General features: G+C 59.6%; 9 protein-coding genes and 3 pseudogenes. 5 read left to right on the forward strand and 7 right to left on the reverse strand.

The window, feature by feature from the left end:
- Positions 1–331: 331 nt before the first annotated feature.
- Together QJT82_RS43865 and QJT82_RS43870 are read right to left on the reverse strand one after the other, a co-directional pair.
- Positions 332–604, reverse strand: coding sequence for a hypothetical protein (locus QJT82_RS43865; RefSeq protein WP_075969288.1), 273 nt, complete (start codon positions 602–604; stop codon positions 332–334).
- A gap of 1,720 nt (positions 605–2,324) precedes the next feature.
- Positions 2,325–2,624, reverse strand: coding sequence for an isochorismatase family protein (locus QJT82_RS43870; protein ID WP_264641778.1), 300 nt, complete (start codon positions 2,622–2,624; stop codon positions 2,325–2,327).
- A 1,172-nt stretch (positions 2,625–3,796) separates the two neighbouring features.
- On the opposite strand from QJT82_RS43870, the pseudogene QJT82_RS43875 reads away from it, so the two are divergent.
- Together QJT82_RS43875 and QJT82_RS43880 are read left to right on the forward strand one after the other, a co-directional pair.
- A pseudogene (locus tag QJT82_RS43875) lies at positions 3,797–4,308 on the forward strand (DUF892 family protein).
- Between the two features lie 263 nt (positions 4,309–4,571).
- Positions 4,572–4,646 (forward strand): annotated as a pseudogene (locus QJT82_RS43880) (low affinity iron permease family protein); the annotation flags it as partial.
- 329 nt (positions 4,647–4,975) lie between these two features.
- Here QJT82_RS43880 and QJT82_RS43885 read toward each other — a convergent pair.
- The 4 genes from QJT82_RS43885 to QJT82_RS43900 are packed head-to-tail and all read right to left on the reverse strand — an operon-like array spanning position 4,976 to position 7,659.
- On the reverse strand, positions 4,976–5,686 hold the full coding sequence (locus QJT82_RS43885; RefSeq protein ID WP_028344472.1) for a hypothetical protein: 711 nt from the start codon (positions 5,684–5,686) through the stop codon (positions 4,976–4,978).
- Positions 5,683–6,099: a phage holin family protein gene (locus QJT82_RS43890; protein WP_038379332.1), complete on the reverse strand. Its 417-nt coding sequence runs from the start codon at positions 6,097–6,099 to the stop codon at positions 5,683–5,685. Before QJT82_RS43890 ends, QJT82_RS43885 begins: the two co-directional genes overlap by 4 nt.
- A complete protein-coding gene (locus tag QJT82_RS43895; RefSeq protein ID WP_016846832.1) occupies positions 6,096–6,665 on the reverse strand; it encodes a hypothetical protein in 570 nt (189 codons plus the stop codon). The genes QJT82_RS43890 and QJT82_RS43895 overlap by 4 nt, the downstream gene beginning before the upstream one ends.
- Before the next feature lie 10 nt (positions 6,666–6,675).
- Positions 6,676–7,659 carry a DUF3618 domain-containing protein gene (locus QJT82_RS43900; RefSeq protein WP_281446709.1) on the reverse strand — a complete coding sequence of 328 codons (984 nt, stop codon included), beginning with the start codon at positions 7,657–7,659 and terminating at the stop codon, positions 6,676–6,678.
- A gap of 191 nt (positions 7,660–7,850) precedes the next feature.
- On the opposite strand from QJT82_RS43900, the gene QJT82_RS43905 reads away from it, so the two are divergent.
- Positions 7,851–8,810 carry a sensor histidine kinase gene (locus QJT82_RS43905; protein ID WP_016846830.1) on the forward strand — a complete coding sequence of 320 codons (960 nt, stop codon included), beginning with the start codon at positions 7,851–7,853 and terminating at the stop codon, positions 8,808–8,810.
- A gap of 637 nt (positions 8,811–9,447) precedes the next feature.
- Here the strand turns inward: QJT82_RS43905 and QJT82_RS43915 are convergent.
- Positions 9,448–9,903: a TspO/MBR family protein gene (locus QJT82_RS43915; protein WP_050999403.1), complete on the reverse strand. Its 456-nt coding sequence runs from the start codon at positions 9,901–9,903 to the stop codon at positions 9,448–9,450.
- A gap of 192 nt (positions 9,904–10,095) precedes the next feature.
- Here QJT82_RS43915 and QJT82_RS43920 point away from each other — a divergent pair, with 192 nt between their 5' ends.
- On the forward strand, positions 10,096–10,299 hold the full coding sequence (locus QJT82_RS43920) for a hypothetical protein (protein ID WP_307724583.1): 204 nt from the start codon (positions 10,096–10,098) through the stop codon (positions 10,297–10,299).
- Positions 10,300–12,250: 1,951 nt separating this feature from the next.
- Positions 12,251–12,458 (forward strand): annotated as a pseudogene (locus tag QJT82_RS43925) (hypothetical protein).
- Positions 12,459–12,535: the final 77 nt, after the last annotated feature.

The raw sequence follows: 12,535 nt of genomic DNA on the forward strand, positions 1-12,535 counted from the left end.
ATCGGCATCGACCGGCAGCTGGATCGGATCCGTGGTGCGCTTGCCGCGGCCATCGCCATTGCGGCGGCCGTTCTCGTTAAGTGCGGTCAATCGCGCCGATCTCCTCGAGCCAGGGCAAACCGCGACCGTATCCTGCGATAGGTCGCAATCCGCCGCCAGCGACGGGATACCGACCCAGCACATGCCGTCGCCCTCGACATACTCCCCGAGCGCGCGAAGCACGCTTTTTGCGGGAGCAAATGAATTCGCGCGCGAGAGTTTCCTCTCGCGCAGCGAGCGACGTATCGCGGGAATTGACAGAAGGCCCGGCCGGAACCGCGCCTTCTCCTCGTCACCAGCCGTACCAGTAGGGATAAACCGGCCGATAGTAGCGGACGACCCGATACGGGCGGCCGTAGTAGTAGGGTGGCGGGCCGTAGACCGGTCCATAATAGACCGGGGGTGCGGTGGCGGCCGCTAATGTTCCAGCGAACAGCCCGAGAGCAAGCCCGGGGCCAATACCCGGACCGCCCCAACCATGGTGACGCCAATGGGCCGAAGCCGGCGCAACCGTTCCAATGAGGAGCGTTGCCGCCGCGACGACTGCAAAAGCAAGCTTTCTCATGTCCCTTTCCTCAACTTCTTAAGCGCTTACGCGCTTGCCTCTTATTATGCTCCAATTAGCCGAAGCTTCGGTTCGGCCATACATTGAATTAGAACCGTCCGGGCCGAGTTCAAGTAACCCGTTGACCAAAGAGGGTGAGATCCATGCTGACGTGACGCGAAGACGATCTGGCAAGCCTAGAACGGCGGCGCCTATTCGGGAGGGAGAGCGACGTCAGACCACCGGAGGCTTTCCTTCGGCAGCTCCTTGATCGGCAGGTCAACATCGCTCTTTCCCAGCGTCTCCTTCAGGGAGCTTGTTTGCCGCGCGGTCCAGACCGCATATTCAGTACGCCTTGGTGCGGCGGAATACCTGGTCCAACAATATCCTTTACCTAACGGTCGAAAATTGCGGCGGTCTTCTCCGCGTAGCCGCGCTTGTGGTCCGGGTCAGGCCCGCGGCCATGTTCTCAAGCTCAAGTGACCAAAAGCTGCTCGTCTCACGCATGATGATTTTATAGCAGCTGTATGACGAAGCCCTCTAAACTCTTGCAATCCACAATGGTGATCAAACCTTTGGCCCATCAGCATCGGCTGCAGTTTCGGCGTCTTGTGAGCAATGAAACGAGCGGCTTGACTTCTGCGCTTCCTCCAGTCGAGAAAAGCTTTCCGGCGCCCGCCGTTAATATGGAGCTGGATACGCTAGCCATCGTATTGATCTCGTGCAGGTGGTTCCCCAAGTGAGCCTTGCTCCGCAGGCGCGCGAGCGGGTTTAATGAAGCCCGGCTTCACAGGCGCACTGCTTCCAACTAAAGCGGGCCCCGCCTGGTTCGCGACCTGGCGAGCGGGTCGCCCCTTTATCGAGCGGCGCACCCGCTGAATGGAAGGCCGGGATCGATCATGACCGGCTCAGAAGCGCGTAAGCGGCACCTACTATAAGTCCACGAAGCCGGCAAAGACGTATTGGCTAGTCCTCGAATGGACAACAGAGGGCTAGAAGATGAGGTCAAGCAACAGCACTGCGCCGGCAATGCTGAGAAAAACGATAATGAGGGTCCAATCGCGGCCTTCTTCCGACATGGTCCCACCTTAGAAACGAACGGCCCCGGCGCACTGGGGAGCACCGAAGCCGTTAAGTAGTCCCACTCCATCGTGGAGAGATAACTTCGCGCGCTACTGCTTGTTCCCGGAAAGAAACGGCCCCAGCGAGAAGGTAGCTGAGGCCGATCCGACGCCAAGCGAATCAAAACAGTACCCAAGACAGCATCAAAGTCGGCAAAGACCTATTGGCCGACAAGAAAGAGCCCCAACTGCGAAGCTGGGGCCAGTGTGAGGCTGGGCGTCTCAGTGCCGGTAGCGGTGCGGCACCGAACAGGCGGCCAATGCCGCGGCATGCGCTTCGTTCCTATTCACAAAAAGGCCCCAGCATCCGGATCATGCTGGGGCCAGGCCGGATCGCCCGAACCGCTGTCCACCGAGAGGAGGCAGCGGTCGTCGTTTTAGGGCTGAAAGAATACGGAATAAAAAATTGCCTGCTCTATTGCTCGGATAATGCAAACGACGCCGGTTCCGGAAATAACCCGTGTGAACTTTGGAAAGCAAAAGTGCCATTTTTTCCTGCCCCTTGACGGGATTGCCGAAGACAGTTTCACTTGGGGTCTCAGCTCTCTCCAGGCTGAGAACCCCTACCGTGCAAGGCGAGGCCCCGTAGGACCCCACAACGGGGCCTCGCTGCGGATTGGTTATGCGACGGTGGGCCGGCAAGCTGTAGCAACTCGACTTGACGTACCCAAGCCAAACTTGGCTCTTGGTTTTGCGTGGAGTTGCGTTATGCGCTGGTCCCGTTGGACACCCTCGATAGCGCCAAGCATGGTCGCCAGCACGCACACATCCGTCTCTCTGCCAGTGATGATGACCGTATCGATGCCATCGCTGCATAGCTGCTGGTGAAGATCGCAGCCTGTCCACGGCGAACAAACATGTTTGTCGAAGTTGCGGGCCGCGGGAGCGAACTTCGCGAGGTCGGGTACCAATTCCACCATCTGGCCCGATGATGTCGATTGTCATCGATCCCCAGCGTTCGTAGTAGTGCCGCCACGTACACGCGCCCTGGCCCGGCTTGCGGGCAGGAATAAAGCGAGTGAACAAGGTTTTCTCGGGACGAGCAGCTGTTGCGGCGAGGATATTCGGGAGGACGCGCGGGAGCCAGGGCATCTTCCAGTCGGTGGCTTCAGCGAACATTACTGCATATCAACGCAGATATGAACCGCGCTCTCACCGGGCGGCCCGTACCAAACTTCATCGTCCTTCGCCATTGTCTCAAAATCCCGGAAAGCGAGCCCCAACGGAGCGAGACCCGGTTAGTTCCTGCGTGCTCGAGGGTTGTAGCCAGCGACTCGCCGGGCCCGGTAGCAAGTGGACGTTGCGTGACAGATCTTAGCAAAGATATCGACGTGGTCCGGGCTATCGGAGCGGTCGCGACCATACTTGAGGACGCCAGCAAGGCAACCGATCCGGGTGGGCATGACGACGTTCACCGAATCGACGGGCTCCCGCGAAATGTGCAATTCGTCTATATCTTGGGATGCGAGAAGATAAGCGCGCGGAAGACGTAGTTCTTGCACTGGAGAAGCATCGCACCCAAAAAAGCGCGTGGGCCCCGCTCCTGAGATCGCCGGAATACCGCGCGCCTTCGGCTACGCCGACAATTCCTTACCAACAGCGGCAGCTGAATTGCCGACCTTTTCTATCGCTTTCCTTCTATCGCTTTCCGCAACTCTTCTGGACTTGCCTGCAATGCTTGACCGGACAATGCCGTACGTCCGGGTCACGCATGTTTATCCTACGCGGTCCGGCTAGAACTTCTGAGTTAGGCCAGACATTCGCACCTCAGTGGTGCATTGCAGGAATAATGATGATCGGAAGCGGTATGCGATGAACCAGAGAAGCGCCCCTTTTCCGAAACCCACAATTTCCGCCTCACGTTTGTGAATGGCGCCCGGGTAAAAACCCGACCTCGAAATCGTTGTTCGTGCAGCCGGACAACCAAGTCAGCCACAGTCAGTGCCGCCGAATGCTGAGAAGCCCCTTCCAGAGCTTCTTGCTCCTGACTCCCTAACGCATGACGCGCGCTCAGCCGAGGGTCCGCCATTGTCCTAATTGGAACCGGGTTTCCCGCCAATTGTTGTTGTGCGCCACTTAAGAGGAGCAGCGCATGGCTAGGAAGCCGAAGAAGCTGGAAGACCTTTTCCACGAGACGTTAAAGGACATCTATTTCGCTGAAAACAAGATCCTCAAAACCCTCCCGAAGATGGCCAAGGCGGCGCAGTCGCCCGACCTCAAGGCGGCGTTCACGCAGCATGAGCGCGAGACGAGGGCCCAGGTTAAGCGACTCGACCGCGTATTCAGGATCATCGGCAAGCCCGCGCGCGGCAAAACCTGCGCGGCCATCAACGGCATCGCCGAAGAAGGCTCCGAGATCATGAAGGACTTCAAGGGAATGCCCGCGCTCGATGCGGGTCTTCTCGCAGCCGCCCAGGCCGTCGAGCACTATGAGATTTCGCGCTATGGCACGCTGTCCACATGGGCTGAAGAGCTCGGCTATGATGAAGCGTCCAGCTGCTTGAAGAGACCCTGACCGAAGAAAAGAACACTGACAAGACTCTGACGGGCATCGCCAAGTCGGTTGTCAACGTTGAAGCCGAGAAAGAAGAGGAAGACGCCTGACTGATGTCAAGCGCGACCTCTTAGTCTGGCCGACGCCGCTCCGACAGGCGTTCTAGCAGGCGATCCATACGGTGCGGCTGCCTCGATCGTCGAGAGCAAAGCAATCGCACGAACGTGCGAGCGCTCTCGCAGCCTGCGCGTCAGAGAGGCGAGCAAGCACGGCGTTCCAAGAGCGCGCCCTGAGCGAAGGAACCACACCGGCACTTAATCCGGCCGGTCGCGAGGCGAGGTCGTCGAACGTGTCAATCCGACGAGAACTTCCTGTCACCTTCCTTATGGTTTTCCTGATCCAGAATTCGCAGAACCGCGACAGCGCTGCCATGCAGGTAAAACTCGATCGCGGCGAACAACAGCGCGCCGACGCCGAGAACCGTCGCCAGAATGCCCTCGGCGGGGCGGCTGGCTCCCGCCAGCATCACATCGATTGCGTTGGCTCCGGTGTCCCCGAGCATGTCCTTCAAGGAGGAGGTGACTTGTGAGGTGACGGCGTCGTAGCCGAAGAACAGCCCCGCGCTCGCAATCGCCATCACGATAATAGGACCCAAGGAGAACACCGAGTAGTGTGCAAGGTCGGCGCTCTGCCGCGCATCCTTGTGGCTCGACCAACTGGTCGCCGCCTCTTTCCCGACCGTCCGCCACATTGCAGCTTGTCCGGTTCGGTTCAGGCTTATGGCGACCTCACCTTTTTCCGTGCCGCATCCGCCGCATCGATGCCAGCCTGCTTCACCCGATCGATGGTTTCGGCGCCGACGTCGCCGACTTCGGCGCTCAGCGTATCGGTGGCTTCGCGCAGGCTTTGCGATACCGCGCCGGCGCGCGTGTTCAAGTCGGCTTTGACATCGTCGCTGAGCTCGCCCACCCATTCGTTCTCGAGATCGGAAGCCCGGAACGCACCCGCGATTGCCGCTCCGATTGTCAAGCCCACGGCGCCGAGGACGAGCGGCTGCCGGTCAAACATGCCGGCCAACGATGACTGCGCTTTCGTGAAAGCCTCCTTTCCGGGCATGCTGAGGTTCTCGCGCGCATAGGCGAGGCCTTCGTCAAACCGGTCCTTGATCTTGTCCGCCGCTTCCGACATGGCGTCCGAAGCCGCGCTACCGGCCTCGCGTGTGGTTTCCGTGGCGTCATCATGATCCATTTCTGGCGCGGTCGGCGGCGCCGCGGTCCTTTGGAGTCCGGACGCGGCCGCGCGAACATTGCGCGCGCCGAGATCAACGATCGGCGAAGCCGCCGCTGTCGCCGATCGCGTCGCGCTCTTGAGCTTCTCGTCGCCTGCCAACAGCCAGAACACACCGCCTCCGATCAGTGCTGCGGCGAGCGGGTTTTCCCGCACCGCCGTTACGAGACTATCGAAGAAACTCGTCTGCGTGCTGCTCATTGCACCATCCCTTTCACGGTATCCTTGTCGTTATCGAGCTGCCGCATGGTTTCCCGCGGCACCAGACCGCGGGCATCTAGCCGGTTGATGCCGATCGCGAACAGTATACCCGCGATCACCGCGGCCACGATCGCCGACGTCAAATAGGAGAGCGGCTGTGACCATCCTGCGCCGATCATCGCCGCCGATAGGGCGAACAGCGCCATCACCAAGGCTGGGATCACCAGGAGGGCACCGCCGGCGATGAAGACCAGCGCGCTGCCGACCTTCTGAACCTTTTCGCCTAACTCGGCTTTGGCGAGATCCACCTCGTTCTGGAACAGCTTGGCGAACTGCGACAACGCGTCGCCGAGCAGCGTCGAGATGGTTCTAAGATCGTTCTGACTTGTCCTGATATCGTTTTGGATGCTCATGACACGTTGCTTTGCTGCGAGGATGACGATTGTTCGCGGTGTTTCGAAGGTGAGGAACGCCCGCCCGACGCCCTCAGAAAACGGACTGCCGCGAACCCGGCAAGGACCGAAATCCCTAGAAACGCGGCCGGCTGCCGCTTCGCAAAATCGGTGGCGCCGTCGACCAGGTCGCGAAAACTTCCGTGGCGGACTTTATCGGCCGCGTCATCGACATATTCGGCGGCAGAAGTCATGCCACGAGCAGCAAACGGCGCATCGCTCTCGAAGGCGCGGGCCGCTTCACGAATGTTATCGGCAAGGCGCGCCATGAAGTCCGCGCCCGACCGCTGCTTGTCGCGCGCCTGGTCCTCGATCTGGTCCACTGTCCCGGAAGCCACGTCTTTGGCGGCGTCAGCCGCTTCCTTGAACTTGTCGCTGGCGACATCGGTCGACGCTCGGAGGGCGTCGCCGGCGCGCTGCTTCACCTCTGCGCCGGCATCGGCCATCTGCTCCTTCAGGGTCTGCGAAGGGCCGGTATTCTGGTTCTGCGTGGAATTCGTCTCTTTAGTCAGGTCCACATCGCTCATGATCGTTCTTTCAAGTGTTTGGGTTTGGGGAAGGACTGAAGGCCGCCCTGACGACGTCGTCGGCAGCCTCTTTGAGTCTGTCCGCCACGTTTTCGGTCATGCGGCTGGCATGCCCACCGAGATCGGCCTCGCCGACGCTTCTTGCCGCCGCGTCGGCCGCCGACATCGTCGCATCCTTGGCTGCTTCGAAACCGGATTGTGCAGCCTCCCCCGCCGCCCGTTTCATGCTGTCGCTCGCCGGGCCCATCGCCTTGGCTTCGGCGGTTGTTTCGGGAAGAGCCGCGGCAAGGATGGCGCCGATCGCGATCCCAAGGCCGGCGATCAAGGCGGCATTGTCGCCGATGACCTGCCGGGCCTTTGCAGGCGCCGTGGCCGCCGCGTCCTTGACCGCGCCAGCTCTCCCCTTGACGGCATCCATGCCGCTCTTGAGCGTATCGCCGACAGCGCCGGCGGCCTGCGCCGCCCGCTTGCCAAGATCGTCGGCCAGGCCCGCAGCGGCATCTTGCGCATCGCTGGCCATGTCGCTGGCCTGACTCTGAGCCAAATTCAGCCGATCTCTCATGTCGCTGCTCGGCGCGTCCACTCGGTCGGCGGGCTGATCCAGCATCTCTCCCGCCTTCTCCATCACCGGTGCGGCCGCTTCCGCGGCCTGCTCGCGCACCGTCTTCGAGGTCAGGGCAAGGCCAGCCCCGATCATCAGAAGTGGTAGTGGAAAACCGCGCGCCAGGCGCAGCAGCGGGATTGCGACCGCGGTGCCCGCAGCGACCGCCTGCATCGGATTGTCCATGGCTTGTTGCTTCAGCGCCTCGACCCAACTCTGGGTCTTGTTGCTGATGTAATCGGAGACTTCCGACTTGATGTGTTGGGGCGAGACCTTGTGACGGAGGTCGTCAGCGGTATCCGATATCCGCTCCCTCAACCTATCGACCGTCGCCGCGAACTCGGCACGGCTTCGCTCGCACTCCCCCCTCAGCTCCTCCACTGATCGCGTCATGGAATTACCCTCTTGGATTTTTGTTCGGTTCTTTCGGGACGAACTCACGCTTTGTTGAATCGTTCCTCAGGACCAGAAGAGAGACAGGCCCAGAGCACCCCACTTTGGTTTAGGCTCAGCAGTCCGCGCGCCGGCCGAAGCGCTTGAGGCAAGCGACAGGAACACGCCGACAAGCCGGTTCGTTGCTTTCCATGGACCGGCTCCTGCTTCGCTTCATGTCCGTCACGCCCAGATATCCCCTGTGGGTGCGGTACCTCTTGAGCCTCGGGCTTGTCGGGTTGGCATTTGTCGCCAAGCTCCTGCTGGACGATCAGTTGAGACCCGATCCGCTGATGCTGTTCATCCCGGCCATTTTCCTGGCCTCAGTCATCTTCGATCGCGGCTCAGGCTTTCTCGCCACCGGCGCGAGCGCGGCGCTGGCGGCGCGATACTTTATCCCTCCGCCTCCGAGCGCCGCTATCGCGCCCCTCCTGATCTTTCTCGCTAGCGGGCTATGTCTTGCAGGGGTAACGGAAGCCCTGCGCACGGCACTCCAGAAGCACTCGGAGGCAAAGGCCTACGCGGACGTTCTCATGATGGAGTTGGCGCACCGGACCAGGAACGACCTCGCGACGATCATGTCGATCCTCCGTCTGCAGGCGCGATCGGACCCTAATCCCGCCGTGCAGGCAGCGATCACCTCCGCGCTGGCGCGGATTGAGGTTGTCGCGAAGGTTCATGATCGCCTGCGCGACACGCCGGTCAACAGCTCGGTCGACCTCCCCGCTTATCTTGAGGCGTTGTGCGGGAGCCTTTCGGATCTGCACCGGGGAGTGCGCCCGATCGCGATACGGGTGTCCTGCGACGAAATCGCCGTCAAGAGCTCGCAGGCCGCATCCGTCGGTTTGATCGTCAACGAGCTGGTGACAAACGCGTTCAAGTACGCGTTTCCGGAGGGGCGCCCGGGCGTCGTGGAAGTCGACGTCCGGAAGAGAAACGAAAAGGTCGTGATCACGGTGAGGGACGATGGAATCGGATGCCCCACCGAGGCGAAGAGCGGTTTGGGAACCCGCCTGATCAATCTGATGGTGGCCCAGATGCAGGGAGGCATGACCAGGGCGCCGATGGCGCAAGGCTGCGAGGTGGAAGTCGTGGTCGTCATCGAAAGCTGATCACGAACGCCTACCCGAAGTTGGGGAATTCAATCGCTGATGCATCCGACTCTCAACATGCGAGAAGCCGCCTTGGCTTCGAGCTTCTGCACATAGTCCGCAAGGCTGAATTGGCGCTTGAAATTGCGGGTTGAAATGCTGCGATGGAGGAACTGGCGCTCGCCTTTTTCAGGCTTACTGCCCTCGATGGTGACTGATCGGCGTGATCGAGATGTTCTCAGGCGCGAAGCCCGCCACGGCCAGCGAAATCTGGTAACGGTCGTCATCCGCTCGATGTTGTAAGGCGGGTAATTGTCCTCGCCCGCCCGCTGGCCATTTCCGCGAGGTCAAGATCGAAACCGATGGTCGAGCGCCGGAGAGACGAAAAGTTGTGACTGCGCAAGCCAAATCCTCCAAAGAGCACGATGGTTACGAGCGGCAGCGGGCAGGACCGGTGCCCGTCTCACCTGACCAAGCCTCGACGCCATCCTTTGAAGGCGACAAAAAAGCAAAGCGGATTTTGGTTTCAAGAGGGACCCGAAAAATTTCGAAGCCGTCGCCCCCAACCGGGCGTGCCGGGTGCCGGGCTGGATCGCTCAAAGCGCCGAGCCCGCCCGCCGGCGGCTCTTAACTCGCGTTTAGCAGGTCCATCAGGAATTCAATTAAGGCGGTACAAAGCAAAGTTTAAAAGCGATGCAAACGCTACCCAGCCCGCATACGGGATAAATAAGAGCGCAGCAAGCCGATTGGCCCGCCATTGCAGGCCTATAAATAACAGAATCAGGCCCAGCAGCAGAATGATGACCGAGAGCCCCATGGCCAAGTTGTGCAAGCGGAAAACAATAGGAGACCAAAGAAAATTAAGCGCCATCTGTCCGAGCCAAACCTGCAAGGCCAGGCCATTGACCTCCTGCAGGTAGGTGCGCCAGCCCGCGATTGCGATCATCACATACAGAATTGTCCAAGTTGGCGCGAACACCCAATTCGGAGGATTGAATGTCGGCTTCTGCAGTGCGGCATACCATGCACCAGGCAAGTTGGTTGCGCCAATTAGCCAACCAATACCCACGACGGCAACAAGAAAGATGAGCAGACTTCGATTTCGTGCTTTCATGATCCAATATTGCACGTTCAGCAGAGGCGGGAATAGGCAGTCCAGACATCGGCGGGCCAATAGTCCTGAGGCGCCCCTCGCGGCGTCTTGCCCGACGGTAAGCTATGTTGTCCGGCTGGAGCCGCGATCCGCCGGCATTTACAACAGGAACCATCGATATCGACGTCTGTTTTGTCTCGTATGAGTGAATCGTTGCCAGTCCTCGTGGAGAGGTCGATCCAGATCGCCTGGGACTTGCTCGAACGCTCCGGCGAGATCACAGATCCTGGCGATGTGAGCCGCTTTCTTCTCAGAAATATCGATGACATGGTGCGGGCTGGAGAGCATCGGCAGCTCATGCTTGCGAACAATGCGATCGACGCTTATCGCCGCTACAAGCGTCTGCTTGCGGCATGATCAACTCCAATTGTCCGTTCTGCGGCGGCTGGGCTGGCTCCGTGAAAACCATTCGCATCTGACGAGACCCGCGCGACTTGCAGTGTAGTGCAGCAACGAGGTGTGCAACCGTTCCGACGATATTGACCAAGGCGTGGAGAAGCCCAATGTGAGCGGGCCGTTCGAGGAGAGCCGCTCGCCACGAACCAGCAGCTCGCGGTGTTGTTGCAGCCGTTGTAGGGTGATAGGTTGAGCGAGATACCCTCGCGCCAGCGTTCGAAGCCGCCTAGATTCCGTGTCGGTTTAGGGCTAGCGCAAACGGCATTTGTACTTTGGGCTGGCTTTGCGTGGGCCATTCTTGTCGAGGGCTACGGCGCTCTGCAAAAGATCATCGGCCGCTACGCTGTCGACCGTGCCGCTGAGATGAACCGCAGCGAAGCCGCGGTACGGCTCGGAGCCAAGTTTCTCAGTCTAACCTTGGCGGAAAAATTGCTGCTCTTCCCGTCCACAGCAACGGTCCTAATGGAAATGTGCCTGGTAAACCTATTCGTCTAAAGTCGATTGCCAAAATTCACATAGTTCAATGACCGCTTAGCTGGCGGAAAGCCCAATTGTGGGATTGCACCTGCCTATTGGGGGCGCCAGTGAATTACGCCGAACACCCTACGCAATCCAGATTCCTTGTTCGAATGGGAAGGACGGGCTGGATGGTCTACGATCGAGAACGCAAGGGTCCAGCACTGCTACAGAATGGTGATCGAGCTGAGAAACTTACAAAGGAGCGCGCTGAGTTCATGAAGCAAATCTTGCAGAGCCAGGGCGACAGGTAAGAGACAGCACCCGCTGGACTTGGTGTTTGCGGAGCCATCCGATGAAAATGGTTGCCGAGTATCCAGCGCGCGCACGAGTTCGAGCGAACGGCTACGCATGAAAGTGAACTCAGGAAATGGGATTGCCGTCGCCAAGGACGGAAGGCCAGTCCAATCAGGCCTCCGGCTGGCTAGCTCACTCGGACCCGCGTTTCATACGAACGACTGGCCGATGGTCAGTCCAACGCTCGATGAACTCGTGGACATTCAGATATTAGCCCGCCTTTTTGCCTCGTCATCACCTTGGCTAGTGAACCCATAGTAGCCCGAAAAACGCCCGCAGCATCGAGGACGAAAGCTTCACAAACCCTTTAACCCATCTTTCGATAGATCAACAGGGCGCTCTAGCCCACGTAATGGAAAAGCGCTTGTCAACGAGCCAGAATGCGCCCCAGCCCTTTTGGGAGCAAGAGCCGGGGCACGTTCATCCGCCGATGCCGCTCTTCTTATGAGCGACGACCAACGCTCAACGCGCGAGCATCATTCCTAGCGACCTCTTCATTGCTGCTCCGAGCCGACGCTCAATCTGCTTCCGACCGGTACCGCCCTTTTGCGTTCGTTTTCGCCAATCGGAGCAAGGGATCTAGCCAAGGCGGATCGGCAACTGCTATCCGCCGAGCGATCCTTGGGGCACTGACGGGCGTTTTGATCCCGGCGAGGGATTTCGCTCAATCCCGATATCGAAGGTAAAGGCTGGCCGCTCTCCAGGGGGTTCGGCGCTGACGCAAGTCGAGACTTCGACTTAGTTCCGGCGCCTCACGGCTGCATCGAGCACTTATCGCTCCGGAGAAGCTTCGTGTCTTGAAATTGCCGTGGCACAAATTGCACTAGCGGCCACCCAGCATCCGGGCATAGGATTTCAACCTTAATCGCGAGGGTTGTGTCATGGGCAGTGATATACCTTTTAGTGCGCTCATCGTGGCGCTCGGGCTGAGCCCCATCGCAATCATGGCTATTGCCCTATTCATGTAGAACCAACGCAGGCCGCTTGACGGCCTCTTCTTTTGGCCTCAAGCAGCTTGATGAGCCGTGTGCCGGTCCTCACGAATGGGTGTGAAACTGTATTGTGGGTGCCGGTGAAGCTGCCTATCGTTTGACGAAGTATATCTCACCGGCGAAGGCCTCTTGGTGAAGACGAAGACTGGGTTAGCGACATTGCCATCGAAATGCAGATCGAGGACGGCTTGATCTGGGTCTATGGCGTCGGCGAAGATGGCGTTCAGGCGTTCACCGACTTCGGCATCGAAAACCTGGAGTTCGTCGGGTTACAAGGAAAACCCCAAGCTGCTCACGCGCTCGCAACGGGAATGATTATAGCGCGACGATCTGGGTCGGAAGAGCGCGGCGATCAGGATGGCGAGTCAGTGTCGCGGCGCGATGATGATCGC

It is taken from the genome of Bradyrhizobium sp. Mp19, assembly GCF_029952935.1.
GTDB classification, from domain to species: Bacteria; Pseudomonadota; Alphaproteobacteria; order Rhizobiales; family Xanthobacteraceae; genus Bradyrhizobium; species Bradyrhizobium elkanii.